General features: G+C 49.2%; 30 protein-coding genes. 10 read left to right on the top strand and 20 right to left on the bottom strand.

Annotation, left to right across the window (positions count from 1 at the left end; translation table 11 throughout):
- Positions 1 to 144: 144 nt before the first annotated feature.
- The 12 genes from ACKLNH_RS12750 to flgB are packed head-to-tail and all read right to left on the bottom strand — an operon-like array spanning position 145 to position 10,255.
- Positions 145 to 1,206, bottom strand: a complete 1,062-nt coding sequence (locus tag ACKLNH_RS12750) for a hypothetical protein (protein ID WP_413112640.1) — start codon at positions 1,204 to 1,206, stop codon at positions 145 to 147.
- A 60-nt stretch (positions 1,207 to 1,266) separates the two neighbouring features.
- Positions 1,267 to 2,172: a flagellar hook-associated protein FlgL gene (flgL, locus tag ACKLNH_RS12745; protein WP_413112639.1), complete on the bottom strand. Its 906-nt coding sequence runs from the start codon at positions 2,170 to 2,172 to the stop codon at positions 1,267 to 1,269.
- Between the two features lie 24 nt (positions 2,173 to 2,196).
- Complete coding sequence (gene flgK, locus ACKLNH_RS12740) at positions 2,197 to 3,573, bottom strand: flagellar hook-associated protein FlgK (protein WP_413112638.1); 1,377 nt, start codon at positions 3,571 to 3,573, stop codon at positions 2,197 to 2,199.
- Entirely contained in the window at positions 3,570 to 4,103 is a 534-nt protein-coding gene (locus ACKLNH_RS12735) for a rod-binding protein (protein WP_413112637.1), read from the bottom strand. The genes flgK and ACKLNH_RS12735 overlap by 4 nt, the downstream gene beginning before the upstream one ends.
- Positions 4,103 to 5,224 (bottom strand): flagellar basal body P-ring protein FlgI, encoded by a 1,122-nt coding sequence (locus ACKLNH_RS12730; RefSeq protein ID WP_413112699.1) that lies wholly within the window; start codon positions 5,222 to 5,224, stop codon positions 4,103 to 4,105. The genes ACKLNH_RS12735 and ACKLNH_RS12730 overlap by 1 nt, the downstream gene beginning before the upstream one ends.
- A gap of 12 nt (positions 5,225 to 5,236) precedes the next feature.
- Positions 5,237 to 5,938 (bottom strand): flagellar basal body L-ring protein FlgH, encoded by a 702-nt coding sequence (gene flgH, locus ACKLNH_RS12725; protein ID WP_413112636.1) that lies wholly within the window; start codon positions 5,936 to 5,938, stop codon positions 5,237 to 5,239.
- Positions 5,939 to 5,940: 2 nt separating this feature from the next.
- Positions 5,941 to 6,726: a flagellar basal-body rod protein FlgG gene (gene flgG / locus ACKLNH_RS12720; RefSeq protein WP_413112635.1), complete on the bottom strand. Its 786-nt coding sequence runs from the start codon at positions 6,724 to 6,726 to the stop codon at positions 5,941 to 5,943.
- 11 nt (positions 6,727 to 6,737) lie between these two features.
- Complete coding sequence (locus ACKLNH_RS12715; RefSeq protein WP_413112634.1) at positions 6,738 to 7,469, bottom strand: flagellar basal body rod protein FlgF; 732 nt, start codon at positions 7,467 to 7,469, stop codon at positions 6,738 to 6,740.
- 9 nt (positions 7,470 to 7,478) lie between these two features.
- Complete coding sequence (gene flgE, locus ACKLNH_RS12710) at positions 7,479 to 8,678, bottom strand: flagellar hook protein FlgE (RefSeq protein ID WP_413112633.1); 1,200 nt, start codon at positions 8,676 to 8,678, stop codon at positions 7,479 to 7,481.
- A 34-nt stretch (positions 8,679 to 8,712) separates the two neighbouring features.
- Positions 8,713 to 9,441 carry a flagellar hook capping FlgD N-terminal domain-containing protein gene (locus ACKLNH_RS12705; protein ID WP_413112632.1) on the bottom strand — a complete coding sequence of 243 codons (729 nt, stop codon included), beginning with the start codon at positions 9,439 to 9,441 and terminating at the stop codon, positions 8,713 to 8,715.
- A gap of 9 nt (positions 9,442 to 9,450) precedes the next feature.
- The gene (gene flgC, locus ACKLNH_RS12700; protein WP_413112631.1) at positions 9,451 to 9,885 is read right to left on the bottom strand and encodes a flagellar basal body rod protein FlgC; all 435 of its coding nucleotides are present in this window, start codon (positions 9,883 to 9,885) and stop codon (positions 9,451 to 9,453) included.
- A gap of 1 nt (position 9,886) precedes the next feature.
- Positions 9,887 to 10,255, bottom strand: a complete 369-nt coding sequence (flgB, locus tag ACKLNH_RS12695; protein ID WP_413112630.1) for a flagellar basal body rod protein FlgB — start codon at positions 10,253 to 10,255, stop codon at positions 9,887 to 9,889.
- A gap of 84 nt (positions 10,256 to 10,339) precedes the next feature.
- Here flgB and flgA point away from each other — a divergent pair, with 84 nt between their 5' ends.
- The 3 genes from flgA (at position 10,340) to flgN (ending at position 12,020) form a co-directional block, all read left to right on the top strand.
- Positions 10,340 to 11,122 (top strand): flagellar basal body P-ring formation chaperone FlgA, encoded by a 783-nt coding sequence (flgA, locus tag ACKLNH_RS12690; RefSeq protein WP_413112629.1) that lies wholly within the window; start codon positions 10,340 to 10,342, stop codon positions 11,120 to 11,122.
- Between the two features lie 103 nt (positions 11,123 to 11,225).
- Complete coding sequence (gene flgM, locus ACKLNH_RS12685; protein WP_413112628.1) at positions 11,226 to 11,531, top strand: flagellar biosynthesis anti-sigma factor FlgM; 306 nt, start codon at positions 11,226 to 11,228, stop codon at positions 11,529 to 11,531.
- A gap of 54 nt (positions 11,532 to 11,585) precedes the next feature.
- Positions 11,586 to 12,020, top strand: coding sequence for a flagellar export chaperone FlgN (gene flgN / locus ACKLNH_RS12680; protein WP_413112627.1), 435 nt, complete (start codon positions 11,586 to 11,588; stop codon positions 12,018 to 12,020).
- Positions 12,021 to 12,094: 74 nt separating this feature from the next.
- On the opposite strand, the gene ACKLNH_RS12675 is transcribed toward flgN, so the two are convergent.
- The 8 genes from ACKLNH_RS12675 to ACKLNH_RS12640 are packed head-to-tail and all read right to left on the bottom strand — an operon-like array spanning position 12,095 to position 20,239.
- Positions 12,095 to 12,538: a flagellar export protein FliJ gene (locus ACKLNH_RS12675; protein WP_413112626.1), complete on the bottom strand. Its 444-nt coding sequence runs from the start codon at positions 12,536 to 12,538 to the stop codon at positions 12,095 to 12,097.
- A gap of 22 nt (positions 12,539 to 12,560) precedes the next feature.
- Complete coding sequence (fliI, locus tag ACKLNH_RS12670; protein WP_413112625.1) at positions 12,561 to 13,931, bottom strand: flagellar protein export ATPase FliI; 1,371 nt, start codon at positions 13,929 to 13,931, stop codon at positions 12,561 to 12,563.
- Positions 13,891 to 14,862, bottom strand: a complete 972-nt coding sequence (gene fliH / locus ACKLNH_RS12665) for a flagellar assembly protein FliH (protein WP_413112624.1) — start codon at positions 14,860 to 14,862, stop codon at positions 13,891 to 13,893. Before fliH ends, fliI begins: the two co-directional genes overlap by 41 nt.
- Positions 14,863 to 14,867: 5 nt before the next feature.
- Positions 14,868 to 15,893: a FliG C-terminal domain-containing protein gene (locus ACKLNH_RS12660; RefSeq protein WP_413112623.1), complete on the bottom strand. Its 1,026-nt coding sequence runs from the start codon at positions 15,891 to 15,893 to the stop codon at positions 14,868 to 14,870.
- Positions 15,886 to 17,676, bottom strand: a complete 1,791-nt coding sequence (fliF, locus tag ACKLNH_RS12655; protein WP_413112622.1) for a flagellar basal-body MS-ring/collar protein FliF — start codon at positions 17,674 to 17,676, stop codon at positions 15,886 to 15,888. Before fliF ends, ACKLNH_RS12660 begins: the two co-directional genes overlap by 8 nt.
- A 10-nt stretch (positions 17,677 to 17,686) precedes the next feature.
- On the bottom strand, positions 17,687 to 18,025 hold the full coding sequence (gene fliE / locus ACKLNH_RS12650; RefSeq protein WP_413112621.1) for a flagellar hook-basal body complex protein FliE: 339 nt from the start codon (positions 18,023 to 18,025) through the stop codon (positions 17,687 to 17,689).
- 10 nt (positions 18,026 to 18,035) lie between these two features.
- Positions 18,036 to 19,373: a sigma 54-interacting transcriptional regulator gene (locus tag ACKLNH_RS12645; RefSeq protein WP_413112620.1), complete on the bottom strand. Its 1,338-nt coding sequence runs from the start codon at positions 19,371 to 19,373 to the stop codon at positions 18,036 to 18,038.
- Positions 19,370 to 20,239 carry an OmpA family protein gene (locus ACKLNH_RS12640; protein WP_413112619.1) on the bottom strand — a complete coding sequence of 290 codons (870 nt, stop codon included), beginning with the start codon at positions 20,237 to 20,239 and terminating at the stop codon, positions 19,370 to 19,372. The genes ACKLNH_RS12645 and ACKLNH_RS12640 overlap by 4 nt, the downstream gene beginning before the upstream one ends.
- Before the next feature lie 623 nt (positions 20,240 to 20,862).
- On the opposite strand from ACKLNH_RS12640, the gene ACKLNH_RS12635 reads away from it, so the two are divergent.
- From ACKLNH_RS12635 to ACKLNH_RS12605, 7 genes are read left to right on the top strand one after another with little or no spacing between them, the layout of a single operon-like run.
- Complete coding sequence (locus ACKLNH_RS12635; protein WP_413112618.1) at positions 20,863 to 21,750, top strand: FliM/FliN family flagellar motor switch protein; 888 nt, start codon at positions 20,863 to 20,865, stop codon at positions 21,748 to 21,750.
- Between the two features lie 4 nt (positions 21,751 to 21,754).
- On the top strand, positions 21,755 to 22,129 hold the full coding sequence (fliN, locus tag ACKLNH_RS12630) for a flagellar motor switch protein FliN (protein WP_413112617.1): 375 nt from the start codon (positions 21,755 to 21,757) through the stop codon (positions 22,127 to 22,129).
- A complete protein-coding gene (gene fliP, locus ACKLNH_RS12625; RefSeq protein WP_413112616.1) occupies positions 22,113 to 22,880 on the top strand; it encodes a flagellar type III secretion system pore protein FliP in 768 nt (255 codons plus the stop codon). Before fliN ends, fliP begins: the two co-directional genes overlap by 17 nt.
- Positions 22,880 to 23,149, top strand: a complete 270-nt coding sequence (locus ACKLNH_RS12620) for a flagellar biosynthetic protein FliQ (protein WP_413112615.1) — start codon at positions 22,880 to 22,882, stop codon at positions 23,147 to 23,149. Before fliP ends, ACKLNH_RS12620 begins: the two co-directional genes overlap by 1 nt.
- Positions 23,150 to 23,151: 2 nt before the next feature.
- The gene (gene fliR / locus ACKLNH_RS12615) at positions 23,152 to 23,925 is read left to right on the top strand and encodes a flagellar biosynthetic protein FliR (RefSeq protein WP_413112614.1); all 774 of its coding nucleotides are present in this window, start codon (positions 23,152 to 23,154) and stop codon (positions 23,923 to 23,925) included.
- Positions 23,925 to 25,061, top strand: coding sequence for a flagellar biosynthesis protein FlhB (gene flhB, locus ACKLNH_RS12610; RefSeq protein WP_413112613.1), 1,137 nt, complete (start codon positions 23,925 to 23,927; stop codon positions 25,059 to 25,061). The genes fliR and flhB overlap by 1 nt, the downstream gene beginning before the upstream one ends.
- 10 nt (positions 25,062 to 25,071) lie before the next feature.
- Positions 25,072 to 25,545 (top strand): hypothetical protein, encoded by a 474-nt coding sequence (locus tag ACKLNH_RS12605; RefSeq protein WP_413112612.1) that lies wholly within the window; start codon positions 25,072 to 25,074, stop codon positions 25,543 to 25,545.
- Positions 25,546 to 25,550 lie beyond the last annotated feature (5 nt).

The raw sequence follows: 25,550 nt of genomic DNA, 5'->3' as shown, positions 1-25,550 counted from the left end.
AGCAGTTGGCGATAGTGGCCATAGGTGTCGAGTGAGCATCAGTTCTGACGCTGAACGACAGCGATGCTCCCAAAAATGACGGAAAGGTTAAATGACAGGTTGGTTAAAAACGTTAGAAAGCATAAGTTACAAATTTAGCCGATCTTACAGATCGGCAAGTAGCGACACCACAGTGTGGCGGTGCACATGGGCTTGCGCTTTTAAGTTATGGTAAGCCACCGCAAAACGATCACTCTCGCCGAGCATCGCATCCAACTGCTGCATCACCTTATCTAACTGGGTGGCAGCCAGCTGACCATTGCGATCATTGAGCTCGTCCATTTTGTGCTGCACTTCGCGGTTGTGCTCGCGTACCTCTTGCAAGCTCTGCTTAACTTGCGCCAGCATACGCTTGGCTTCCACCTGCGTCTTTTGCAGTTGTGCTTTGCTGTCGGTTTTCCAGTTTGTCGGCTCAAAGCGCGGCGCGGTGCTTTCTAGCTTGGCTTTATTGGCTTGCCCGGCGGGAAAGCGTTCCCCTTGCCCAACCACACGCATATGTTGGCTCAGGTGCTGCCAGTCCTCTTCGCTGGCGGAAAAGACCAACTGACGCTGGCGATCTAAGCCTACCCCAACCCCTTGCGGGTTAAATACCTGCCGAAACTGTGCGGCCTGCTTTTCCGGTGAGGCGCCCGCTTCTAAGCGCACCGGTACCGCGCTAGCACCGCCTTTGGCAAAATTAAAAATTAAGGTTTCATCGCGCTGCGTTGCGGTGCGGCTATCGAGTCCTTTAAGGCGAAATTGCGTACGCGCTTCACCTTGAAAGACCGGTTTTAGCTGGCGATCCAGTACCGCTTGGCCGCGATGCTCGGCCTGACTAAAGCGCTCCTCCATAGTCGCTTTGAGTGAATCGAGCTGCTGCGCCATAGTCGAGGTATTACCTTGCCCTTTCAGCACATGGTGCAGGCGCTTGCTTAGTTGTGCGAGGCCATTACCAATGTCAGTAAGGGTGCGTTCGGCTACTTGCCCAGCGGCCATTTTATTTTGCGCGCGCTGGATCAAGCTCTGCTGACGGGTATGCTCCGGTGTCAGGGTGCGCGAGAGGCGCAATGGATCCGCTTTTTGTGTATCAGGCACGGCAGCTGCGGCCTGATTACGGCGCGCGATCACCGGCTGACGGTTATTAATGCCTGCGGCTGTTGAGCGTAAGTCGTTTACCTGAGATACCATTGCTGCCCTACTGCTATTGGTTGTGATGGGATGCTAAATACAGTGCGTGTATTAACCCAATTACATCATATTAAATAAAGACATATTGGCGGTCTTAATATAGGTCGCCTGCGTCGCCTGCAATGCTAACATGTAGTTATTAAATTGCACCATTGCATCGGCATAATCGAGGTCTTCTAGCTCGCCAATCAAGGCATCGTTAAATAGACTCACTTCTGAGTGGCCATTTTCCATAGTGGTTAATGAATTTTGACGGCTACCCAAATCGGTGATCGCACTGCTTACCGAGCCCAAGGTTCTATCTAGCATCCCTAGGCTGCGTTCAATCACATCGTTCGTCGCGTGATCAAAGTCTGGGTCTTGTAGCGCGGCAATCAGCTCATCCATCTGATCCAGCAAGTTGCCATCATCACCAAACAACAGATCGCCGGCATTGATGTTAAGCTTGATGGTCACCCCGTCACCAACCACCACTTCTCGCACCCCATCATCACCGTTATAGACCCAATTACCATCCGCATCACGCTCTAATGGCTTGGTATTAACTTCATTGCCAGCAAACATGTATTTGCCGTTTTCATCTTTGGCGTTGATTAAACTAACAATGGTGTCTTGCAACTGCTCTAGTTCGCTCGCCATCGCTGCAAGCTCGTCTGGGCCGTTAGTATCGTTACCTGCCCACAAGATAAGATCGCGCACTTGGTGCAACACATCGACGGTGTTGCTCATGTAGGTCTCTTGTTTTTTCAGCAAAATATCTGCTTGTTCGATATTACCTTGATACTGGCTAATCGCCGCTTGTTCACGCTGCAAACTTAGCACGCGGGTCGAGGCCATTGGATCATCGGATGGCAATAGCAGACGCTTTCCAGTGGCCATTTGCTGCATCAGTTTATTGATGCCCAGTGAGTTCTGATTAAGGCTGCCGGACATCATCAAGCTATATTGGTTAGTACTGACTCGCATTATTTACTCCGCTTAATTTCCGGTTTAGAACAACTGCATCACTGAAGCAAACACCTGATTGGCGGTGTTAATCACCTGCAGGTTAGCTTGATAAGATTGCTGGTAAGTCATTAGATTTACCGCTTCTTCATCCATGTTGACACCACTGGTGCCGGATTTTTCAATCGCGGCTTGCATATAAATGCTGCTTGCTGCATCGTGATCTGCCTGCGCCTGACGGCTTTTTACAGCGATGTCAGCTAGCAAAGACGAGTAGGCACCACCCAAGGTCACCGAGCCTAAATCACCAATTTCAAACTCTTGATCTTTAATATCAATCAGCTTTAATAGGTTGCTGTTATCACCCGGTGTACCGTCACCAGATAACGCCAAGTCTTCCGGACGGAAGCCTTCTGCAATTGACAAGCTTCCCGCTGGGTTAGCTGGATCGTAAGTAAATAGGGGCTTACCCGGCTCACCGTTAAGGTCAAACCCTTCGGCCAGTTGAGCATTAAACGCATCGGCAAACTCTTGCGCGATATCATTGATGGCATCCAGTGCCGGTTCGAGCACATCACGCTCGTACTTTGATAGTGCGCCCATCTTGCCGCCCATGTCGTCATCCAATGGGAAGTTCTGTCCATTCAGGCTCAGGCTCACCAGTGTGCTGCGTGGGTTATTCGGATCAGGTTGTACGTCAAATGTCGCCGCATTGCTGCCGGTTAACAGTGGCTGACCATTCGGCAAGGCGATATCTAAGGTGCCATCACCCGCATCGGTAATGCGCACATCCATCAGCTCAGACAGCTCGGCAATCAACACATCACGTTCATCTTCTAGTGCCGAGGTATTGGCACCACGTGCTTGCCCATCTCGAATGCTATCGTTAAGGCTCGCCAAGTTGCCCAGCAAACTATTGGCATGCGCTGCCGCACTGCTACGTTGCTGGTTTAAGTCATCGTATTGGCCATTCATCGAGCTGTTAAGCTGATTAAAGCGGTTCGACAAGGCTTCGGCTTCACTGACAATCTGTTGGCGATGTGCCGACGAATACGGTGAAATACTTGAGCCATTCAGTGAAGTGAAAAAGTTATCAAAACCCGCACTCAAGTTAATGCCATCACTACCCAGCAAGGTCTCTAAACGCTTTAATTGCTGCGCGCTAGTTGAGGCTGCGCCCAACTGTGAGGTACTACGAAATAGCTGATTGGTTTGATATTGATCGGTGACACGGCGAATCGCCTGTACTGACACACCATTGCCGGCATCGTTCATGCCGATACCTTTGGCACCAATCGCACCCAGCTGAACCTGCTGGCGGCTGTATCCTGGGGTGTTGATATTGGCTACGTTCTGTGAGGTCACATTAAGACCAATCTGGCTTGCCTGAATCCCCGACAAACCAATATTCATCATGCTCATACGTCATTTTCCTTGCGCAGTGTGGACAGCAATGGCTGTGCGAATGCGGCACTATGGTGCGCCGTTTCTGCTGGCTTCTGTTGTTGTAAATCGACCTGTGCGATCTCAGACTTAAGTGCTAAGCCTGATTCGTTAGCAGAATTGTCTAAGCCTAACTGCGGCCCAAGCTGGCGAACAATAACATCGGCCAACCCCGTGTTACGCTTGGCCATCTCCATCGAGATCTGCCCATCGAAGAACTCTTGGTAGGTTTTGCTTTCGCGGCTGCGGAGCATGCTCTCGTCATCGCCCATGGCTTCGCTGGCCTTGCGCATCTGCTTGAGCACCATCTGCAAGAACATCGATTCAAACTGCTCGGCGACCTTCTCCAACGCGTGTTGCTGATCATCGGCAATTTTGAGATTTTCTAGCTCACGGCTATCAAAGGTGGTGATGGTGCCTACCGGTAAGCTGTGTCCGTTGGCCGCAATGCGCCCCATCGACTCCGCTTGAATCGCCATCGGGTTGATTGGCATTGTTACAACTGTCATTAAATCACCACCAGCTCTGCATCTAACGCGCCTGAGGTATGTAGCGCTTGTAAAATTGCCATAAGATCGTCTGGCGAGGCGCCTAAGCTGTTAACGGCAGCAACTATGGTCTCTAGCTCTACCCCTTCCGGCCAAATAAACATCGGATTACGCTCTTGATCTATCTCTAAATCAGACTCTGGGGTAACCACGGTCTGCCCACCTGAAAACGCATTAGGTTGACTAATATTAAAGGCTTCGCGAATCGTCACAGTAAGATTGCCGTGGCTGACAGCAGCGCGACCGACGCGCACACCATTGCCCACCACAACTGTACCGGTACGCGTATTAAACACTACCCGAGCACGTTGACGGCCGATATCGACAGTCATCTCTTCCAGCATCGACATGAACACCACACGCTGTTCAAAATCTTGCGGTGCAGCCACCTCTACGCGAGCATTGCTCACCGCTCTTGCGGTATCAGGGCCAAAGATGTCATCGATAGTACGGGAGATGTTTCTGGCGGTAGTGAAGTTGGGACGTTGCAGGTTAAGCACGACGCTTTGCTGAGTGGTGAACGTTGACGGGATTTCACGTTCAATAATACCGCCAGCGGGAATGCGCCCGGTAGTTGGCACGTTAATGGTAATGCTCGACCCTGAGCGACCTTCCGCCTTAATTCCGCCAACCACGAGGTTGCCTTGTGCGACAGCATAAACATCACCATCGATGGCACGCAGCGGGGTCATCACCAGTGTACCGCCACGCAAGCTTTTCGCATCACCAATCGATGCAACAGTGATGTCGATAGTCTGTCCGACCCCAGCTAATGGCGGAATCGACGCATGCACACTCACTGCAGCCACGTTACGCAGCTTAGGGTCGATATTGTCGGGCAGTTGCAAGCCAAATTGACGCAGCATGTTAGTAACAGATTGGCTGGTGAATTTCACTTGGTTGCGGTCACCGGTGCCATCCAAGCCGACCACCAAGCCGTAACCAACCAGTTGGTTATCACGTAGCCCTTGAATATCCACGAGATCAATCAGGTGACGTTCATTGTGCTGATCGGCGAATGCGGAATCAATGAACAGGAAGGGCGCGATTAACGCGCCAAATAGAATCAGCAGTTGTTTAATCATCACAACCTCTTAAATCGGGAATAGCGGATTTGCAAACAGCTTGGTTAACCAACCTGCTTCGTTGGCATCCGCCAACACACCACTTTGTGAGTAAGTAATTCGCGCATCACCAATACGTTGGGATGAGATAGAGTTGCCGTTGGTAATATCATCGACCCGTACTAGGCCATTTAAGCGGATAAACTCATCTCCTTGGTTAAGACGAATCCACTTTTCGCCGCGGATACGCAGCACGCCGTTGGGTAAGACTTCGTGCACCACCACGGTAATCGAGCCACTGAGCGAGTTACGTTGCGAACTGGCGGAGTTACCGCGAAAATCACGGCCTCCAGATAAATTGCCATCAAAGCTGCCACCCGCCCCGCCACCGGTAGAGAATGCCCCCCCCGCGTTGGCGCCAGAGGTCTTGCCAAAGTTGGTGTTTGCCGTTTTACTGGAGCGTGTGTCTTCATCCAGACTAACGGTTAGCATATCGCCGACACGATAGGCACGGCGATCTTGAAACAGGGTAAACATATAACCATCACGATAAAGCGAACCGTGCTCTGCGTCAGGCAGAGAGTAGTCCAGCACTGGCGGAGCATACGCTTCGTCATCCTGCTCAGGACGCTCATCGATGAGTGCTGTCGGTGAGGCACACCCAGTTAAAACTAACATTGAGACCATCAATGCCGATTTCAGCCAGCCTAATAGGGTTCGTTTATCATTCATTGTTATAGTACCTGCGTGACGTACTTCAGCATTTCATCCGAAGAAGAAAGGGCTTTGGCATTCATTTCATAACCGCGCTGAGTAGTGATCATATCGACCATCTCTTCTACAACCTGGACGTTAGAGCCTTCGAGTACACCTTGCTTGAGCTGACCGAATGCCCCTTCACCACCGATACCTTCAATCGCTTCACCACTTGACGCGGTTTGACGGAACAAGTTTCCGCCAAGCGCTTCTAAGCCGGCCGGGTTGATGAAGTTAGCCAAGGTGATTTGGCCAATTTCCTGTGGGAAATCATCATTGGCCACTTTTGCCGTCACGATACCGTCACGACCGACAGTGATCGTCTCTGCATCTTCAGGAATCTGGATGTTTTGTGCCAATGGTAAGCCTTGCGCCGTTACCATCAGACCTTCGGAGTTAAGGTGGAACTGACCATTACGGGTATAAGCCAATTCACCATCTGGGGTTTCGATTTCGAAAAAGCCTTGCCCATCTACAGCCAGATCCAAGCTCTGGTTGGTGGTCATGTAAGCACCTTCAGTGAAGACTTTTTGCGTGCCCATTACGCGCACACCACTACCGAGTTGAATACCGCTCGGTAGCTCATTCACTTCATCTGCCATCGCACCCGGTTGGCGTTGAATTTGATAGAACAAATCTTCAAACGCCACGCGGTCGCGCTTGTAGCCAACGGTGTTAACGTTGGCAAGGTTGTTCGAGATGGTCGCCATTTTTGTGTCTTGCGCGGCAAGACCCGTTTTACTTATCCATAACGCTGCGTTCATTCCAATATTCCTTAAGCGCGGATCAGACGGTTACCGGCTTCTGCCAAGGTTTCTGCCGTCTGCATCATTTTTAGTTGTACTTCGAAGTGACGGCTCAGCTGCATTGAGGCGATCATCTCTTCTACTGCGACCACGTTGCTCTGCTCTAAGAAGCCTGACACCATGGCAACGTCTTCCGCGGCAGGCTCCATCTCCTGATCGCGACGCATGAACAAGCCGTTGTCGAGCTTGATGAGATCTTGTGGTTCAGGATTGACCAATTTCAGCTGACCAATCTGAACCGAAAGATCTTCACCGTCAGGAACGATGCTGATGGTGCCGTCCTGGCCAAAGGCGATCTGGCTATACAACGGGATATTCACTTCTTCTTCTCCCGCACCAATCAAAGCCAAACCGTTTAAGGTGACATCGCCATCTTCGTTGCGCTCTAGGTGACCCGCTCGCGTCATCGCTTGCTGGCCATCTTCCATTTCGACCACAAAGAAGCCGTCGCCTTTAATGCCGACATCTAAATCACGCCCAGTCTGCTGCAATGCCGCAGGGGTAAAGTTGGTGCCAGAGCTCTGCGCCTGTACCAAGGCACGCGAGTCGTATCCCGTGCCCTGCAGAGCGAAGGCTTGAGCGCGTTCCATATCAGCGCGAAAGCCTTGTGTATTCACATTTGCCAGGTTATTGGCACGTACCTGCTGAGCGGTAAATGCGCGACCAGCACCGCTGGCCGCTGTAAAAATAAGACGATCCATGCCTTAGCCTTAGATGTTAAACAGAACTTGAGTCAACTGCTGCTGCGTTGACAACGACTGTGCATTGGCTTGGTAGTTGCGCTGTGAGGTCATCAAACCAACCAACTCACCAGTTAGGTCGACGTTTGACTGTTCGATATAACCCGCACTCAATGAACCCAAAGTACCGCTGCCCGGCTCGCCCATCAGAGGCTGACCTGATGCCTGTGTTGCAGCCCATGCGGTATCACCCACTTGGCTTAAACCACCCGCATTCGGGAAATCAGCAAGAACAATCTGTCCTTGGGTGACAGATTCACCGTTGCTGTAGTTTGCAAACACCATACCGCTGTCGTCGATGCTAATGCCGGTTAGCTCACCTGAGGTGTGACCATTACTGCGGTTCGTCGATACAGCAAACTCACTGCCATACTGGGTTGAACCAGACATAGAGAGCGCAATGTTCATCTCTGCTGCGCCCGGAGGGTTGAAGACAAGATCGACGTTATCTGCTGGCGCAGTGATCTTACCGTTTTCATCGAACTCTACATTGGTAACAGCACCATCCATCACCTCGCCGTTCATGGCGTAGTTCACTTCCCACTCGTTTTCACCGGTTTTAACAAAGTACTGCGTTAGAGTGTGCTCGTTCCCTAGCGAGTCATACACAGTGGTGGTGTACGATGAGTTGAAGCTATCGCTGTCTTCTGGATCGAAGGCAATACGGTTACCGTCTTCATCTTCGATGATCTTTGAGCCAGCATCGAAGTTGGCGGTGAAGTCAACGCGAGTGGTCGCTTGTGCGCCAACTGATGCGGTATTAACGTGAATATCGCCCACGCTACCGGTTTGCAAGTTGCCGTTAGCATCGGTGGTGTAACCCTGTACACGCAACCCTGCACTGTTTACTAAGAAGTTATCTTTGTCTTGCTGGAACATGCCCGCGCGTGAGTAAACGTTCTGCCCATCTTCACCACGTAATACGAAGAAGCCATTACCACCGATCGCTAAGTCAGTACTACGACCGGTCATCGCTTGACCACCGTCGGTGAAAGTTTGCGATAGACTCGCAATTTCAACACCGCCGCCCATACCGCCATTCATAATGGCTGAGAATTCAGCACGTGAAGACTTAAAGCCAACGGTAGATACGTTAGCGATGTTGTTTGAAATAGTGTTCAGTTCTTGAGAAGTGGTATTTAGACCACTCATTGCAATATTAAAACTCATGTCTTTAACTCAACTTAAATTCGAAAACTCACCGCTAGCGGTTGTGATTAGCAAATAGATTTTGGAACGGGGTGACACCGGGGTTATCGCTGTCACTTGTCGGCCTGTCGCCATACTCGGTCACATTGAAGAATGGTACATAACCTAGACCAGCAATCAGGAACTCTGGAGAGCCGCCGCCTGGTGGAATACGCATTTTTTCAATCGTGCCAGAAATCATAATTTCGGGGGTATAGCTGCTGTCGTCAGTCACGACTTTCAACTCATAGTCACCATCAGCCAAATCGAGCGCTTTAGGATCGAGGGTAAAGGCGATGGCGCCTTCACTGTTCCCACCAAGATCAATGGTCTCAACCAGTTCGCCATCTTCGTTGCGAACTTCGATCTTCAACTCTTCAACACTGCTGGTTAGCTGCACAATACCATCGAGCGCTTCGCCCTCTAGTTCAACCTCATTGGTGCTGACCATGACGTCTTGCCCGACCATGCCAGCAGTGGTAAGCACTTGAATATTATCAAGTAATACCATTTGATTGGTCACAGTGCCGTTCATAGTCTGCATGGTCTCAACTTGCGTCATCTGCGCCAATTGGGTCATGAACTGCGTCGTATCAAGCGGATCCAATGGGGTTTGGTTCTGGATCTGTGCCACCATCAGGGTTAAGAAGGTGTTGTCTGCCTGACCATTCGATGCTATCGGGTCTTGTCCCGATGTGGTCGACGTGGTTGAGGTGCTGTTGGTGGTTGCAAATGGAGTGCTCATTGTTCTTCCTTATTGACCCAACTTGAGAATGCCTTGCTGCATACTGCGCGCCCGGCTGAGCACTTCGACGCTGGTTTCAAAGCTACGCGAAGCTGACATCATGTCTGCCATTTCAGAGACAACGTCAACATTCGGGTACCAAACGTAGCCCTCTTCATCGGCAATCGGGTTACCCGGCTCGTAACGACGTTGTGCATCGCCACCAGCTTCGACGACGTCAAGCACCTGAACTTTTGCGGTGCGATGGGCGCTATCTTGGCCGATCAATTGCCCTTGAGATTGCTGGTAAACCGTAGCAAAAACTGGCTGACGTGAACGGTATGCACCCGCTTCTGTGGTTGAGCCTGAATCGGCATTGGCCATGTTGCTGGCAATGGTGTTAAGTCGCAGCGTCTGCGCTGTCATCGCAGAGCCGGCTATCGTGTAGATATCACTAAATGACATATCACTGTCCCTGAATTGCAGTGGCCAAGCCTTTGAACTTCATGTTCAAAAAGGTCAGGCTGGTTTCAAAATCCATGGCGTTTTGCGCAAATTGCGCCTGCTCCACCCCAAGCTCAACCGTATTGCCATCAAGATTGTGGTTATACGGCATGCGATACATCAGATCGTGGCTCTGTGCACTTGGGGTGCGTTGCCCCTGCTGCAGACGTGATTCCACCTCTGCCATCGCCGCAGAGAAATCGATATCCCGAGCTTGGTATCCCGGTGTATCAACATTGGCGAGGTTTCCCGCTAAGACCTTGGCACGCTCAGCGCGAAGGTTTAGAGTGTGGGTGTGGACGCCAAGCGCTTTGTCAAAACTGATTCCCATGGATGTCCTGTTTAATTAACCGAAGATGCCCATTACATACAAATAGCGTGCCAAGTTTTAAGACACTGATACAAAAGGAAAAACATGACTAATACGCCAGTAGCGGAAGTGGCACTTCCGCCAAGCGGAAACAATATATGGGGAAAAAACCGCCTACTTCCGCTTTTGTGGTGTGGGGGGATGCTTATCAGCCTCAACAGCACCGCCAGCGACGAAACTGCAATGCCTACGGCCCATATTGAAGCGGCGCTAACCACGCAGATCAGCGCGGAAATTGCTCAGTTTGGAAAAAAAAATGGCTGGCCTGATATTTCGCCAGCAGTATCTATTCAACTCCCTGCGGGGAGCCAACGACTCTCTGTTTGTGAGCAGCCACTCACTACTCAACGCCGAGATCGACGCCACTATCCTGGTGGGCGTTTACGCTATCAGATCGATTGTGGAGAAGTGTGGACAATCAGCGCAAGCGCTGTGGTTGATTACTCGATACCCGTGATTTATGCGGCGCGCACCCTAGGCAAAGATCATATTCTTATTGCAGACGATCTGGTCGTTGAGCATCGCAGTGTGGGGCAACTCAACCGCCCCCATGTTCACACGTCAACCCAAGCGGTTGGACGACGCCTTGAACGGCAAGTAAGACAAGGCAGTGGGTTAGCCGCCGATCGCCTTGCCCCCGCCTATGCGATTCGCCGCGGGGCAACGGTCACCATTGTGGCGGAAAAAGGTGATTTCAGTGCCACAATGCACGGAACAGCAGAGCAAAACGGTTATATCAATGACAGAATTCAGGTTCGAAATGATCGGTCAGGCAAACGAATTAAGGCCACAGTTGTCAATTCAACCACTGTAACTACCCATTTCTAGGGAGTTTGCCACCAAAAGTGTGATGTTAATCCAAAAAAGATTTAATGAGTGGCGAAAAAACGTCGTTGATATTCAGTGTCAGAACTTTTGTCGGAGAAATAATATGATTGATTTTAATCCTAGCGCACATAGCACACTGAATATTAATAGCAGCACATCTCAACGCCTTGATAACAGCATTGATAACAAAGAAGAGCAAGAGATCAATCTCTCGATTCCTCAACAGGTCGTACGCAATGTTAGTGAACAGGCAAAAATTCTCGAATCAATTCGTAACGAGCTGCATGAAATGCCTGACGTTGATCTGGATAAGGTTGAAGCTATCCGTGAACAGCTAGAAAACGGTGAATTTGAACTCGATTTACCTGAGTTAGCACAAGCCATCAAAGAGACACACGACAGAGACTAACCCGATCCTACCGTATTCGATACATTGCGGTAAGATCCTAATGAGCAGTAAATCATGAGCAGTAAAAAAGTCATCGCAATAAAAACATTCATCTCTGAGCTGCGTGAAGATATTCAAGGGTATACCCAACTTCAACAGCTTCTTGATTCTCAACACAAGGCGATGATAAAGCGTGATAGCCGCTCATTACAGTCATTATCTAAGCATCACAACGTATTACTGTCTCAACTTAACGCTCGAGCACTACATCGCTCTGAACTCTTGAAAGTCTTTGGATTACCCGACAATGCGATGGGAGTCAGCAAGCTGATCAATGCATTGCCTGATGAATATGCCAATAAAGTTCTGACACTCTGGAATGAGCTGCAGACGTTAGTGCACGCGTGTATGCGCAACAACGAGCGCAACAGTAAACTGCTTAATATGCAACACCAAATCATGACTCAGGTGACTCAACCGGAGCAACCGCAAACGTACGAGCCAGCCTAACTGGACACGGTACACTGCGATCAAAAAAGGCCACAACTGTGGCCTTTTTTATTGTCTACGAGTCCTACTACGGTTTAGCGCTGTACGTTACGTAAATAGGACTGCATCGCCATCTCATCACTTAACTTTTGCTCTTGGCGTGCTTCGACACGTAACTGCTGCTTCTCGCGCCGCCCTATCACGGTTTCCAATGTTTTGACACTCACATGTTGCTTAACAACATCTTGCTGTAAACGTCGTTGTTCTGATTGGGCAAGCGCCAACTGTTGCGCTTGCACTTTGGCTAAATGTTGCAAGCTATCGCGAATGGTCGAGCGATTTTGCCAAGCAAGTGCTGATTCACCGTTTACCACCTGACAAGTATCATACAGCTCACCGAGCATTTGTAACTGCTCGCCCTGCTTATGAGTATGCGCTTGCTGGCGTTGATAGGATTGCCCCATCTCTTCTAGCTTATCTTGCCGCATACGGCGCACTTGATTTAACCCTTTCATGCCACGTTGATTCATCTGACTCATGCTAGTGCTTCATCCGCTCGATTTATGCTGGCTGCGCAGGGGTTACCTGCTGGATCAACTGAGTGAGTTTCTGCTCGGTCATCTCAAAATCTGCTTTCTCTTGCATTCCTTGTTGCAAGAACTGCATTAGATGGGGGTAAGCTTGCACGGCATTATCCATGATTGGATCGTTGCCAGGCTGATAGCCACCTAATGGGATTAACTCCCTTACGTCTTGATAGCGACTATAAATCTGTTTGAACACCATACTCGCTTGCAGTTGTTGTTCTGCCACCACTTGTGGCATGGTTCGTGAGATCGACTGAGCTATATCTATAGCAGGATAGTGGCCAGATTCAGCCAGCTGGCGACTTAACACAACGTGACCATCTAAAATCGCACGCGCAGAGTCAGCAATCGGATCTTGCTGATCATCCCCTTCTGCCAAAACGGTATAAATGGCACTTAAACTGCCTTCTAGCGATGCACTGTTTCCGGCCCGCTCCACCAGCTGCGGCAACATACTGAATACCGACGGCGGATACCCTTTGGTGGCGGGTGGCTCACCTAAAGCGAGGGCAATTTCACGTTGTGCCATCGCAAAACGGGTCAGAGAATCCATCAGCAGCAGCACATCTTTACCTTGGTCACGATAATACTCGGCGATACGATGACACAACTGTGAGGCGCGAAGACGCATCAGTGGTGACTCATCGGCAGGGGCTGCCACCACCACGGCTCTAGCTAACCCTTCTTTACCTAAGCTGTGTTCAATAAATTCTCTAACTTCTCGTCCACGCTCGCCAATCAGTCCCACCACCACCACATCGGCGCGGGTTTGGCGGGTCATCATTCCCAATAAAACACTCTTACCGACACCACTTCCTGCAAACAAGCCAACACGCTGCCCTTTACCCAAGGTCAGCAAGCTATTAATGGCGCGAATACCAACATCAAGTGGGCTATCAATGGGGCGGCGAGTTAAGGGGTTAATGTTTTCAGACTGGAGGGTTATTTCGTCTTGGCCACGTAAAGGGCCGAGGGCATCGAGGGGCTCACCTAAGCCGTTAATGACACGGCCAAGCCACTCATCACCAATTTTCAGCTGGGTGTCACCGTCTAATGGCCACACCTTTGCGCCCGAGAATAATCCAGAGGCCGGTCTTACCGGCATTAAATAGGCAACATCTCGATTAAATCCAACCGTCTGCGCTTCGATGCGTGCGCCATGACCAGTCTCAACCAGACAACGTTGTCCTGTTAACAGGCGACAACCAACGGCCTCTAACATTAAACCGGTCACTTTAACTAAGCGTCCGGTAACTTTCGCGACGGGAATGGCATCTATCGATGCCATGGCTTGTTGCAGACGTTTATCGATCACTGCTGATCCCTTCGTCCATCGCAAGATCATCTAGCAACAGGCTCGCATCATCGACTAGCTCATCATCGAGTAGATTGGTGCGAACATTCTCCATGCACACTTCTAAACGTTGATGGCAACCAGCATCGGCTTCCGCGTTTTTAGTCACTACTTTGCAATCACCTTGACGCAACGAGTCATCACAAACGATGTTCCACTCCTGAATTTTCTCAGGAGCGATCTGTTTAATGTGTTGATACTCATCTGGCGCCATGGCGACTTTTAATCCGTCTGGCTCACCTGGCATGGTGGTCAGTGTCTCTTCCACCAAGGCTAAAATCTGTTGTGGTTGCAGGGCAAGTTCTCCACGAATAACCTGCTGTGCCACTTTTTGCACAAGCTCACACACTTGCTCGCGTTGACGACGCTCATGCACCTGAAACAGAGCTTGAAGACGCTGAGTCATCACTTCAAATGGTTGGCTGGCTTTTTTAAATTGCGCCAGCCCTTCTTGTTGGGCTTTGGCAAAGCCGTGCTCTTGGCCTAATGTTAGACCTTCTTCGTAGCCTTGCTCTTTGCCCTGAATAAGGCCTTGCTTTATACCTTCTTCATGACCTCTAGCGACGCCATCTTGAAAGCCTTGGTTAAACTGCGTTTGGTAATCTTCTACCGATGGCGTCGGCGCAGCGTCGCTGCTCTCTTCTTGCTCTTCAGCTTGTTCAAACTCATCAAGGCCGAGGTCATTAAGATCCAACGCATCGTCTTGCGAAAAGTCATCCAGCCCTAGGCCATCAATCGCAAAATCATTATCGTCAAACGAGGTATCAAAACCATCGAAGTCGAACTCATCAGCGTTCGTATCCACTTTGGGCTCGACACGAGGTGGGGCGACGGGCTGTGGCACCGCTTCAATCAATGGCGGAAAGCGATGGCTTCGATATTGATGCGGCCTTAGCTGCATGACTTTATTGCGATTAATCATCCCGATTACTCCACCGTCGTTTCTTGATAAAGCTGCAATTGGATCTCTTTCGCATCGGCGAGTTCACGTACATAATCCATGATCTCTTTACGTGCTTCTTCTACCTGAGTTAGGCTGACTTTACCTAGCGAGGCCATTTCAGCTTCAAGGGCTTGCAGCATACGACGCGGCAAGATTGAAGTGAGTGATTTACGCAACGGTGCTTCAGCCCCTTTCAGTGCCAAGGCCAGTTTCTCGGTTGGAACATCTTCAACAATGCGTGAGCGTATTGCTTCACTTTGACGCGCAAGAATAACGAAGTCGTACATTTTGCCTTCTAGACGTTCTGCAAGTCCTTCATCATGTTCTTTGAGTGACTCCATCAGCTTGCCACGATCGCCAGTAAAGCGATTGATGATATCAGCAACCTGACGCTCGCCTTCTACCACCGCACCTGAATTGTCGGCCAAGAATTCGATACAACGATCAACCAGATCTTTAAGTTCATCTGCCACTTCTCGACTTACTTCAGTCAAGATGGCAACGCGACGTAGAATATCTTCTTGTGCAGTGCCATCAAGCTTAGCCAGTACCGCAGAAGCGATCTCTGCTGGCAAGAAGGCAATAAACACCGCTTGCATCTGGATATGCTCATGTCGTAAGAAATGCGCCAGTTGAACAGGTTCAATCCACTGTAAACGCTGCATGGTGGTGCGGATCTCATCACCATAAATCGTATCAAGTAGGTTACGGGCTAATTGACCGCCAAGCGCCTTATCTAAGGTACGCTGCAAAAACGCTCGAGATGCACCACTGATCCCCGACTGGGCACGGAATTCATCAAAAAAGCACTGCAAAACAAATCGGGCTTCAACACCACGCACGGCTGGCTGCTTCGCCATCGCATGGCTAATTTTCAACAGCTCATCACGCGACATATGGCGTAGAACTTTTGCTGCTGACTCTTCTCCCATGCTCAACAATAGGATCGCGGTTTGCTCAATCGGCTCGAGGAGGACATCACCACCAAGGGCGGAAAAATTACTAGTCATTACTGCTTACCCATTTTCTGATTACTTCTGCCACGCGCTCGGACTCTACATCGGTTAGCTTCTGTAAATGGCGTACCTGCACCTCTAGCTCAGAACCAGCTGGTGGAAGATCCGATAGTTCGAAACCATGTTGTTGTGGGGTCATTTGTGTCAGTAGCTCATCGGCTTCTGTTGGTGTTACCGGAGCAGATCCCACCGCATCTAACAGTGCATCTGCTAAATCCTGTTCATTGTCTATCTTGGTTAAGTTGACAATCGGGCTTGGTGCGGCCTGCTCGGCTTCCTGCTCTTCTAATGCTTCTTGCTGCATCGCTTCCACCATCTGCTGCTCTGCAGATAGCTCTGTAGAGACTGCAGCTAATGCAGGAATCGTTTCTGCTGTCACTTCATTACCACGCTGCAAGCCTTTCACGAGCGGACGCAATACAAACAGGATGAAACTGAGCCCCAACAGCAGATACACACCTGACTGAATTAAGCTAAGTATGCTTGGGTCTTGCCACCAGGCCATTGGCTCCTGAGAAGCAGAAGAGACTGGTTGAGCAAAATTAAATGCGTGTAAACTAAACTGGTCACCACGACTTTCTGTAAAACCAACGGCGTCTTTGATCATTTGAGCGATTTGTTCCAATTGAGCTTGTTCCCAACCCTGCACTGACTCATTTAGCAGAACAGAAACGGAAAGAGTTTCCAGGCCCCCTTGAGCCTGACGAGTATAGCGAACTCGGCGACCAACATCGTATTGACGGCTTACCTCTGCACGTTCGTTACGTGATTCGTTGGCATTCGTATCCTGCGCGTCTGCTGGTGCTTGGTTGCTAAGCGAGCCCGGGATCCCGAGTGCGAGTTGCCCTTGTGTGCTGTCTTGTTTGGTAAACTCGGTTCTTATCACTGGCTCAGTGTCGATCGCTTCGTGCGTCTCTTCGACTTCATCAAAATTGAGTGTGGCTGCCACCTGAACTCGGAAGTTACCTATGCCAACTAATGGCGCGATCATATCAGCGGCACGGCGTCCCATGTCTCGTTCAATGCGTTGTTGCATTTCATGATAACGTGCACTCATGCGGCCACTATTTTTCATCGCCAATTCCGCACTTAGCAGATTACCGAATTGGTCAATCACAGAGACGCCTTCGTTCTCCATGCCTGACACTGAGCCGGAGACCAAGTTAACAATCGCTTCGACCTGAGAAAGATCTAACTGTTGTCCTGGTGCAAGCTCTAACATCACCGCAGCCGATGGCTTTTCTTCATTAATACCAACAAAGAGGGTTCGCTGAGGAATGGCGAGGTGAACGCGGGCATGCTGTACGGCATTGATGGCCAAAATAGTACGCGCCAACTCACCTTCAATCCCCTGGCGGTAGCGTGCGGATTCAATAAATTGACTGGTACCAAAGCCCGTCGCACTATCAAGCAGTTCCAAGCCCAGTGGCAACTGTGCTTTTACACCGCGAGCCGCTAAGGTGATACGCGTATCAGCTAATCGGTTAGTTGGTACAAGGATCTGGCCGCTGTTTGCATCGATCTGGTAGCTGATCTTTTCCTGATCCAATACTGCCAAAATCTCTGCATTATCATAACGCTCTTGGACACCATATAACGGCTGATAAGGCGACGTACGTGTCCACATCGTGCCAACAATCAATACGCTAACAACAATGGCGGCAATACCTAACCCAAGCATACGTTGATCCAACGCGGTCACACGGGCTTTCATCTTTTCTATCCAACTCTGCCATTTCGGTGCAGACTCTGGGGACTCAGTTACAATCGTACTCATAGTTTCTTCACTACAATGGCATCTTCAACACATCATCGTACGCGGCGATGATTTTGTTGCGTACCTGGGTTAAAGCGGAAAAAGATAAACTGGCTTTCTGGCTGGCGACCATGGCGCCAACCAAGTCATCACTACGTCCAGCATCGACATCGGCTGTCATACGATCAGCCACAGCTTGCTGGTTATCAACCTGACGCAATTTCTGCGTCATAACTTGGCTAAAAGAGGCTTGCGCAACTGGCTGTTGTGACTCAGGTTGAGGGGATATTCGCCCCATCTGCGCCTGTTCACGCATATGCATCATGCGTGCTTGCATGGCCTGTTGCATCTCTGAAGATTGAACACTCATTCTTTCATCCTTAGGCTGCACTCATTGGTTGACGCGTCATTGCGTCAACATCAATACCTTGTTCACGCATCGCGGCAATTTTGTAACGCAAGGCTCGGGTACTCATTCCCAACGCCTCTGCGGTTAAATTACGCCGTCCTTGAAACTTGGCGAGCGTCTCTAAAATATACTGATGCTCAGCATCCTTACGGCTCTGTTTCAAATTCTGCTTGGCTTCCGTTTGTGGTGCAGAAAAATGGCGCATCAACATTAAGTCTGTTGCGGTAATCCACTGTCCATGACGCATCACTAAAGCACGTTGAATGGTATTTTCTAGCTCGCGAATATTACCCGGCCAATCATGACGCAAAAGCAACTGTTGTGCTTCTGCACTCAAGGCCGCTGTCTGTTCACAGCCGTGGTTATATTTACGAATAAAATGTTGTGCTAGCGGTAAAATGTCATCACGACGCTCCCTTAGTGGCGGCCACTGCAGGGGCAATACGTCAAGACGGTAATAGAGATCCTGACGGAATTGGCGTTCATTTACCGCTTGCTGCAGATCGACATTGGTCGCAGCAATAATGCGGATATCCAGTGTGATAGAGCGATGACTTCCTAGTCGCTCGACTTGTCGCTCTTGCAGAACGCGCAATAACTTTGCTTGCAACGCTGGGGACATTTCACCAATTTCATCTAAGAACAGGGTTCCCCCCTGCGCCTCTTCAAACTTACCCGCCTGACTCTGGGTTGCGCCAGTAAACGCGCCCTTGGTATGCCCAAACAACACCGCTTCTAACATCGACTCTGGGATAGCGGCACAATTAATCGCAACAAAAGGGCCAGAGCGACGTACTGAGTGCTGGTGAACATAACTCGCCAACACCTCTTTGCCTGTTCCAGATTCGCCCGTGATTAACACTGTGGCATCGGTTTGAGCCGTACGGTGTGCCAATTGCAGTACCTGCTGGCTCTGCCAGCTGCTTGCGATAATCTGCTCGTTGGGCTGATTCACCACCCGTAAGCGATGCAATACGCTACTCAAATGCTGAGGCTGATACGGTTGCAGCAGATAGTCAGATGCGCCAGCTTGCATGGCGGCACTGGCTTGAATACTCTGCTGATAATCGACAATCGGTACAATTGAGAGTCGAGGGTAATTGGCAATTAACTCAGCAACCAGCTCTGCTAAAGGGCGCTCAGATAGCTGTGCCGATAAGAAAACAACGGCATCATCATGTTGAGACAATTGTTGCTTTAAACTGGCTAGCGAGGCGATATGACGCACTGCCACGCCTTCATCGCTTAAGTGTTTTATCGCCATCGACGATTGGACGGCACAAAGATGGGCAAACAGAACGCGCGTCATGCACTCGCCTCCCGTTGCAATCTCACTTGTACACGTCGATTCTCACGGCGCTGTGCTTCCGTTGCGTTGTCATTTTTAGGGTAACGCTGGCCGTGGCTGCGGACATGAATACGACTCGGTGCTACCCCGGCATCGACAAATGCTTGTTTAACCATCTCTGCACGTTGGCGAGATAGCGTTAAGTTCTTTAGTCGATCCCCGCTGTTATCAGTATGCCCGTCAACTAACACACGACTAATCGCAGGGTCAAATGCCATCAAAGCGGCAATATCCCTAATGAGTTGCTGCTGCCGTGCAGACAAGCTTGACTGGCCCAATTCAAACAGGAAGTAGTTATCGCGTGCCGTAGCAAAATCGATCGGCATCAGCTCTGACATACACAGCTTCATTTGCTGATAAGCCGAAGAGAAATTAACGGAAGGAATATCCCAGTGTTTACTATCTTGATACTGGTGATACTGCACTGAGACTTGCCCCCAGGCGCCACGTTCCATTTCATTCAACAAGTAATGTAATGAGGGCGTATTATCAAATCGTACGGTTTTCTCACCCACGGCGACACCGTTAATAAGTCCTCGCAACTGCTTGTGTTCATCCCAAGGGGCTGCATTAAGGGTTAATGTTGCGTGATCAACGACATAAGGACGTTGGTGCGTCGTCAATTCAAATGAAAGCGGGCTCGCCGAGCGGGCTGTCACTTTTACTTCACCATCAAATCGTAGCCTGGTTTCCATTTGACATTGAAATCGGGTGCCCGTAAATACCCAGTTCACTTTGTCTAATGACTCTTGAATAACATTAGCATTGGTAAAGAATGAAATCAGGACTAATACTGAACAAATTCCATCTCGAAAGTAAAATCTCATAACAGTTATTTCATTCTTATTTGTTTATGGAAGACAATACCTAAAACCATTGTATCTAAGCCAATACGGCTAGGTTATTTTTTACACGACACTGACATTGAAACATGCTTTAAATTTAATCTAAGCCTAGCGACATGAAAAGAGAGCAATGCACTCATTTCAATAAGAAACGCCCCGAATTCGAGCGTGATTTGTTCTTCGATTAATAATACGGCCATGTCAGTTGCATGCACAGTCTATGGTGCACAAGACAGGATTTCCATACAGTAATCACGGCCATTTTTATGGCTTGGATAAAGATCACAATTAATAAAATGAGCGCAAATATTTAATAAAACTAAGCGCTTAACAAGTTGATATCATAGTTTCAAATATTTTTATATGTTTAACGTTGATAGCAACCACTTTAATATAAAACTGATTTCATTGCCCGCTGCATTTCAATACACGCAGTAATCCAAAGTGTGACACTGCTTCATTTCTTTTTTTTACTAATATTTAAGAAATGTCATTTATTGTATTTCCACGACTGCCTTTGCTGATTTGTTTTTTTATTCCAGTACTGGTACAAAGCTGAACAAAATAAAACGATTAAAACTTTATTAATCACGTCGTTTATTGTCATGGATAAATTAACCAAACTGGAAGAGCTCATGGAAGCGAATTTGAAAAAGCATCCCCTGTGTACAAAGAGCCAGCCTAAACATGCTGTGGCACTAGATATCCGCTCATTAGGTCGACCGCTAAATGCCGCCAAATTACACCTTAGTCAGTATTTTACTAACGGGGTTAAAGCGCTAGAACAACGCTTATGTGCAATGACTCGTCGTAATGACTGTATGGTGTCGTTACTACGGTTTGGGCTCGAACCTATGGCACAAGAAAGTTATAACGACGACATTGTTTATTTCAAGCATGGCCGCTTCGCGGGTACGGTAGCCGTTAGTGCGCAGCAAAATCTGATCAATCAGATTGCAGATGCATACTACGGTGGCACTCCGTCCTTTACAGAGCAAGAAGCTGCACCGATGAACGCCAGCGAACTGCGTGTACAAGCTCGACTGGGTGCGACAGTACTTAGCCAACTATGCAGTGATTGGCACACCACCAACAGTGCCTCTGGGATAGAAGGTAGCGTTCTATATGCCGTATATGCGGTACAAATTGGTCAGCTTTACGGCGAAGTTAGCTTGCAGATCGATGATAATTTGATGCTTAGCCTCGCCATGCCTGCCGCCAGCCATACCCTTAATAGCGAACATTTTAAACCGTTGCTTTCAAGCCAACTTAAGCGCACGCCTGTGTCACTGCATGCGACGTTGAGTAAGCAAGTATTGCCTCTCTCTCAAGTACTAACACTAAAAGAGGGCGACATCATTGGTGCGGACATCCAAGAAGAACTCACTGTTTGTGCTGGTCCATTACCGTTGTATAAAGCAAAAATTGCAGAAAAGAACAATCACTTAGTATTAAAAGTCACTGACCATATTACCCCTTCGGAGCGAACGTAATATCATGAATGAAGATAACCTAAACCTGCTGCTTGATGATGATTTGAACTTTGATTCCGATGTGGCTGACATTTTTGAAGAAGCCAAAGAAACCGTACCCCAAGCAACGGCTGCCTCTCCGGTACGCGATCTGAGTTTTTTCCGTCAAATTCCGGTGACACTGACCTTGGAGGTCGCGAGTACCGATATTCCTCTTGGCGATCTGATGAACATTGGTCCTGATTCTGTTATCGAACTGGACAAGCTTAACGGTGAGCCGTTAGACGTTAAAGTGAATGGTCGCTTGCTCGGTCACGCCGAAGTTGTGGTCGTGAATGATAAGTATGGCCTACGTCTTACTGATGTCGTTGAAGATGCGCTAGATGACGTCACCAGTTAATTTGAAACGCTACTGGCTTCCACTTACCCTGCTCATCTCGCTACTGACCTTCTCAGGGTTTGCAGCTGCTGAGCAGGGTATTCCGTTTTTGTCTGTCATTGATGGTGGTGACAATCAGGAATACTCGGTTAAGGTACAGATTTTACTTCTGATGACCGCGCTGAGCTTCCTGCCAGCGATGCTATTAATGATGACCAGCTTTACACGCATCATCGTAGTGTTAGCGATCCTAAGACAGGCGCTAGGTCTGCAGCAGAGTCCACCAAACCGTATCTTGATCGGTATCGCACTCACTATGACGATGCTGCTAATGAGACCGGTATGGACAGACATTCATGTCAACGCCTACGTCCCATATGAAGCAGGTGAAATCACATTGCAAAGTGCGGTCAGTGTTGCAGAAAAGCCAATACGTCAATTTATGCTCGCGCAGACGTATGAAAACTCTCTCGAACAGATGCTACGTATTGCTGGTGAACCTTTAACCGTGGCCCCTGAAGATGTTAGTTTTGCCGTGCTAATGCCTGCATTTGTGCTCAGTGAGCTCAAAACCGCATTTCAGATCGGCTTTATGCTGTTTATCCCTTTTCTTGTGATCGATATTGTCGTCGCCAGTGTTTTGATGGCAATGGGTATGATGATGCTCTCACCTCTGATTATTTCACTGCCTTTCAAGCTCATGGTGTTTGTTATGGTTGATGGCTGGACCATGACGGTTGGTAGCCTTAGCGCCAGCTTTGGAGGCTTGTGATGGGCGTAGAAACCACGGTAAACCTCTACGCAGAAGCTATCTATCTGGTTATTACACTGGTCGTCGTGTTGATCGCGCCAAGCCTCGTCGTTGGTTTGGTGGTGGCGGTGTTTCAGGCTACAACACAGATAAACGAGCAGACGATGAGCTTCTTACCTCGCCTGCTAACCACCCTTGCAGTGCTGGTGATCACTGGCCCTTGGTTGCTACGCAATATCACTGACCTCTTTAATCTACTGTTTAACATCATCCCAACGCTGGTGAGGTAAGCATGGTTTCGATGAGCTTTGCTGAGATCACGGCACTTTTAGGTCAGGTCTGGTGGCCGATGTTCCGCTTTTCAGCTGCCTTTATGACCATGCCATTTCTTGGTAACGCCCATATTAATAACCGAATGCGTATCTTGTTAGCATTAAGTATGGCGATCATTGTTGCGCCGCTACTACCACCAATGCCTGCAGTGGATCCTATCTCGATCAAAGCGGTGGCGTTAGCGGCCGAACAGATCGCTATCGGCGCACTATTAGGGATGTGCCTACAATTTCTCTTCTCTACCATGTCAATGGTGGGACAGATCATGTCGATGCAAATGGGCCTTGGCATGGCGATGATGAACGATCCTGCTAACGGGGTAACCGTGGCACTGATCGGCTCCTATTTCTTGATGTTTACCACACTGCTTTTTCTCGCGCTGGATGGTCATTTAGTCGCCATCGATATCTTTGTGCAGAGCTTTGAACGTTTTCCTGTCGGCGGTGGGATCAGTGATGCCTCACTCGAACGGCTTATTGGCTTGTTTGGCTGGATGATGACCGCTGCCGTTACTATCGCTTTGCCAACCATCGCAGCCATGCTTACGGTCAACTTAACGTTTGGTGTGATGAACCGGGCCGCGCCTTCGCTCAATGTTTTCGCCCTCGGTTTTCCAATGTCGATGATGCTGGGGCTATGTGCCGTATTGCTGTCGCTGTCTGGGCTGCCTTCGATTTACGCTGAACTGACGCATCAGATCTTGTCTGAAATGCGTCTAATGGGGGGGATGTAATGGCAGAGCAGAATTCCAGTCAAGACAAGTCGGAAAAACCCAGCCCCCAGAAACTGCGTAAAGCGAAACGTGAAGGCCAAGTTGCCCGCTCCAAAGAGTTTACTGTCGGAGTTCTGTTTATCGCTGTGGCGCTGTTTTTAAAAGTGTATGCTGAATTTCTTGGTGACAGTGCTTTAACCTTGTTTCAAACCAACTACCAGCTCAGCTTTGCCGAATTACGCGAGCCGGACATTATGACGCGCAAACTGGCAGAAAGCCTGCGCTTACTGGTCGGCTTCTTTCTCCCTCTCGCTGTGATGATCATTTTGGTTGCGATATTCAGTTCGATGATACCCGGTGGCTGGGTGATGTCGACCAAACTGATCCAGCCCAAGCTGAGCAAGATCAGTCCGATCGAGGGCGTTAAGCGCCTCTTTTCATTAAAGTCACTGGTCGAGTTGGTAAAATCGATCCTCAAAATCGTATTGATCGGCAGTATCCTCTATTGGCTACTCCGTTCCAACCTTATGACCCTGCTTAGCGCACAACGCGCCCCCTTTGAGCAGGGGGTGGGGATCACATTAAGTCACATCACGCAAAGTTTGATCTACTTTGGTAGCGCGGTGCTATTTATTGGTTTGCTCGATATGCCTTATCAAGGCTGGAATCACACCAAGCAGTTAAAAATGACCAAGCAAGAGATCAAAGAAGAGCACAAGAATAGCGAAGGTAAACCAGAGGTCAAACAACGAATTCGTCAGCTACAACAACAAGCGTCACGACGCCGCATTGACAGTGCCGTCCCCACCGCAGATGTGGTGATCACCAACCCAACACACTACTCTGTGGCGATCAAATACGACCTGAGTCGTGCGGGCGCCCCATTTGTGGTCGCCAAAGGGAAAGACGAGTTGGCACTACGTATTCGAACTATCGCTCAAAAACACCAAATCGAAGTTGTTAGTCTGCCGCCGCTAACGCGCGCCATCTATTTCAATACACGGGTTGATCAAGAGATCCCTGGGCCGTTGTATGTGGCAATTGCCCATGTGTTAACCCATGTCATGCAGTTAAAAGAGTATAAAGAGGGCCGAGCGGTAAAACCGCAGCCATTACCAACCATGGTTATCCCTAAACAGCTACGCCACGATGGATAGGAGTATGTGTATGAGTTCTACTGTTCGACTAAAGCCAAGTCATGTTAGCCGCTTTGCGCCACTTGCTCTGCTAGTGATCGCGATCAGCTTGTTACTATTCGCTCTGCTTCCCCTGCCGCGCCTTGCAGGTCACATCGTGCTAGTGCTACTGGGGCTAATGATCTCAGTACTGCTGATGCAGATCCCCCCGATTCAAGACGATCGAGATAACTTCGTGTTGATCCAACACCATCAGCACCTTGTTCAGATTAATCTCTCACCAGCGCACGGCCTTACCCCCGTTGTGACTAACCGCTGGCACCAGCCTAGTCGGTTCGTGAAGATGCTCCTGAATCACGCCAGTCATGCCGTGATCATTTCACCACTGGCTGAAACCATTTTTTACACCACTGATGTCGATCAACCTCTCGATCATCAGTTACTTGAAAAACTTCATCATCAGCTATGTGCTGAACATGAATTCCCTATGATCGCGACGCACTGAGCACA

Origin of the sequence: Thaumasiovibrio clandestinus (assembly GCF_047250365.1) — a bacterium.
Classification (GTDB): domain Bacteria; phylum Pseudomonadota; class Gammaproteobacteria; order Enterobacterales; family Vibrionaceae; genus Thaumasiovibrio.
Note: the sequence above shows the minus strand (reverse complement) of the source record. Positions and strands in the feature narration are given on the sequence as shown.

Coding starts and splice junctions, on each gene's coding strand:
- flgA (WP_413112629.1), top strand. CDS start 10,340: ATGACTAATACGCCAGTAGCGGAAGTGGCACTTCCGCCAAGCGGAAAC.
- fliR (WP_413112614.1), top strand. CDS start 23,152: ATGGTTTCGATGAGCTTTGCTGAGATCACGGCACTTTTAGGTCAGGTC.
- ACKLNH_RS12735 (WP_413112637.1), bottom strand. CDS start 4,103: ATGACAGTTGTAACAATGCCAATCAACCCGATGGCGATTCAAGCGGAG.
- flhB (WP_413112613.1), top strand. CDS start 23,925: ATGGCAGAGCAGAATTCCAGTCAAGACAAGTCGGAAAAACCCAGCCCC.
- flgH (WP_413112636.1), bottom strand. CDS start 5,938: ATGAATGATAAACGAACCCTATTAGGCTGGCTGAAATCGGCATTGATG.
- fliN (WP_413112617.1), top strand. CDS start 21,755: ATGAATGAAGATAACCTAAACCTGCTGCTTGATGATGATTTGAACTTT.
- flgK (WP_413112638.1), bottom strand. CDS start 3,573: ATGAGCATGATGAATATTGGTTTGTCGGGGATTCAGGCAAGCCAGATT.
- ACKLNH_RS12620 (WP_413112615.1), top strand. CDS start 22,880: ATGGGCGTAGAAACCACGGTAAACCTCTACGCAGAAGCTATCTATCTG.
- flgM (WP_413112628.1), top strand. CDS start 11,226: ATGATTGATTTTAATCCTAGCGCACATAGCACACTGAATATTAATAGC.
- ACKLNH_RS12640 (WP_413112619.1), bottom strand. CDS start 20,239: ATGAGATTTTACTTTCGAGATGGAATTTGTTCAGTATTAGTCCTGATT.
- ACKLNH_RS12750 (WP_413112640.1), bottom strand. CDS start 1,206: ATGGTATCTCAGGTAAACGACTTACGCTCAACAGCCGCAGGCATTAAT.
- ACKLNH_RS12645 (WP_413112620.1), bottom strand. CDS start 19,373: ATGACGCGCGTTCTGTTTGCCCATCTTTGTGCCGTCCAATCGTCGATG.
- fliH (WP_413112624.1), bottom strand. CDS start 14,862: ATGATTAATCGCAATAAAGTCATGCAGCTAAGGCCGCATCAATATCGA.
- fliF (WP_413112622.1), bottom strand. CDS start 17,676: ATGAGTACGATTGTAACTGAGTCCCCAGAGTCTGCACCGAAATGGCAG.
- ACKLNH_RS12715 (WP_413112634.1), bottom strand. CDS start 7,469: ATGGATCGTCTTATTTTTACAGCGGCCAGCGGTGCTGGTCGCGCATTT.
- ACKLNH_RS12635 (WP_413112618.1), top strand. CDS start 20,863: ATGGATAAATTAACCAAACTGGAAGAGCTCATGGAAGCGAATTTGAAA.
- ACKLNH_RS12705 (WP_413112632.1), bottom strand. CDS start 9,441: ATGAGCACTCCATTTGCAACCACCAACAGCACCTCAACCACGTCGACC.
- ACKLNH_RS12675 (WP_413112626.1), bottom strand. CDS start 12,538: ATGAGTCAGATGAATCAACGTGGCATGAAAGGGTTAAATCAAGTGCGC.
- flgB (WP_413112630.1), bottom strand. CDS start 10,255: ATGGGAATCAGTTTTGACAAAGCGCTTGGCGTCCACACCCACACTCTA.
- flgG (WP_413112635.1), bottom strand. CDS start 6,726: ATGAACGCAGCGTTATGGATAAGTAAAACGGGTCTTGCCGCGCAAGAC.
- fliP (WP_413112616.1), top strand. CDS start 22,113: ATGACGTCACCAGTTAATTTGAAACGCTACTGGCTTCCACTTACCCTG.
- flgC (WP_413112631.1), bottom strand. CDS start 9,885: ATGTCATTTAGTGATATCTACACGATAGCCGGCTCTGCGATGACAGCG.
- flgN (WP_413112627.1), top strand. CDS start 11,586: ATGAGCAGTAAAAAAGTCATCGCAATAAAAACATTCATCTCTGAGCTG.
- ACKLNH_RS12605 (WP_413112612.1), top strand. CDS start 25,072: ATGAGTTCTACTGTTCGACTAAAGCCAAGTCATGTTAGCCGCTTTGCG.
- fliI (WP_413112625.1), bottom strand. CDS start 13,931: ATGATCTTGCGATGGACGAAGGGATCAGCAGTGATCGATAAACGTCTG.
- flgL (WP_413112639.1), bottom strand. CDS start 2,172: ATGCGAGTCAGTACTAACCAATATAGCTTGATGATGTCCGGCAGCCTT.
- flgE (WP_413112633.1), bottom strand. CDS start 8,678: ATGAGTTTTAATATTGCAATGAGTGGTCTAAATACCACTTCTCAAGAA.
- ACKLNH_RS12660 (WP_413112623.1), bottom strand. CDS start 15,893: ATGACTAGTAATTTTTCCGCCCTTGGTGGTGATGTCCTCCTCGAGCCG.
- fliE (WP_413112621.1), bottom strand. CDS start 18,025: ATGAGTGTTCAATCTTCAGAGATGCAACAGGCCATGCAAGCACGCATG.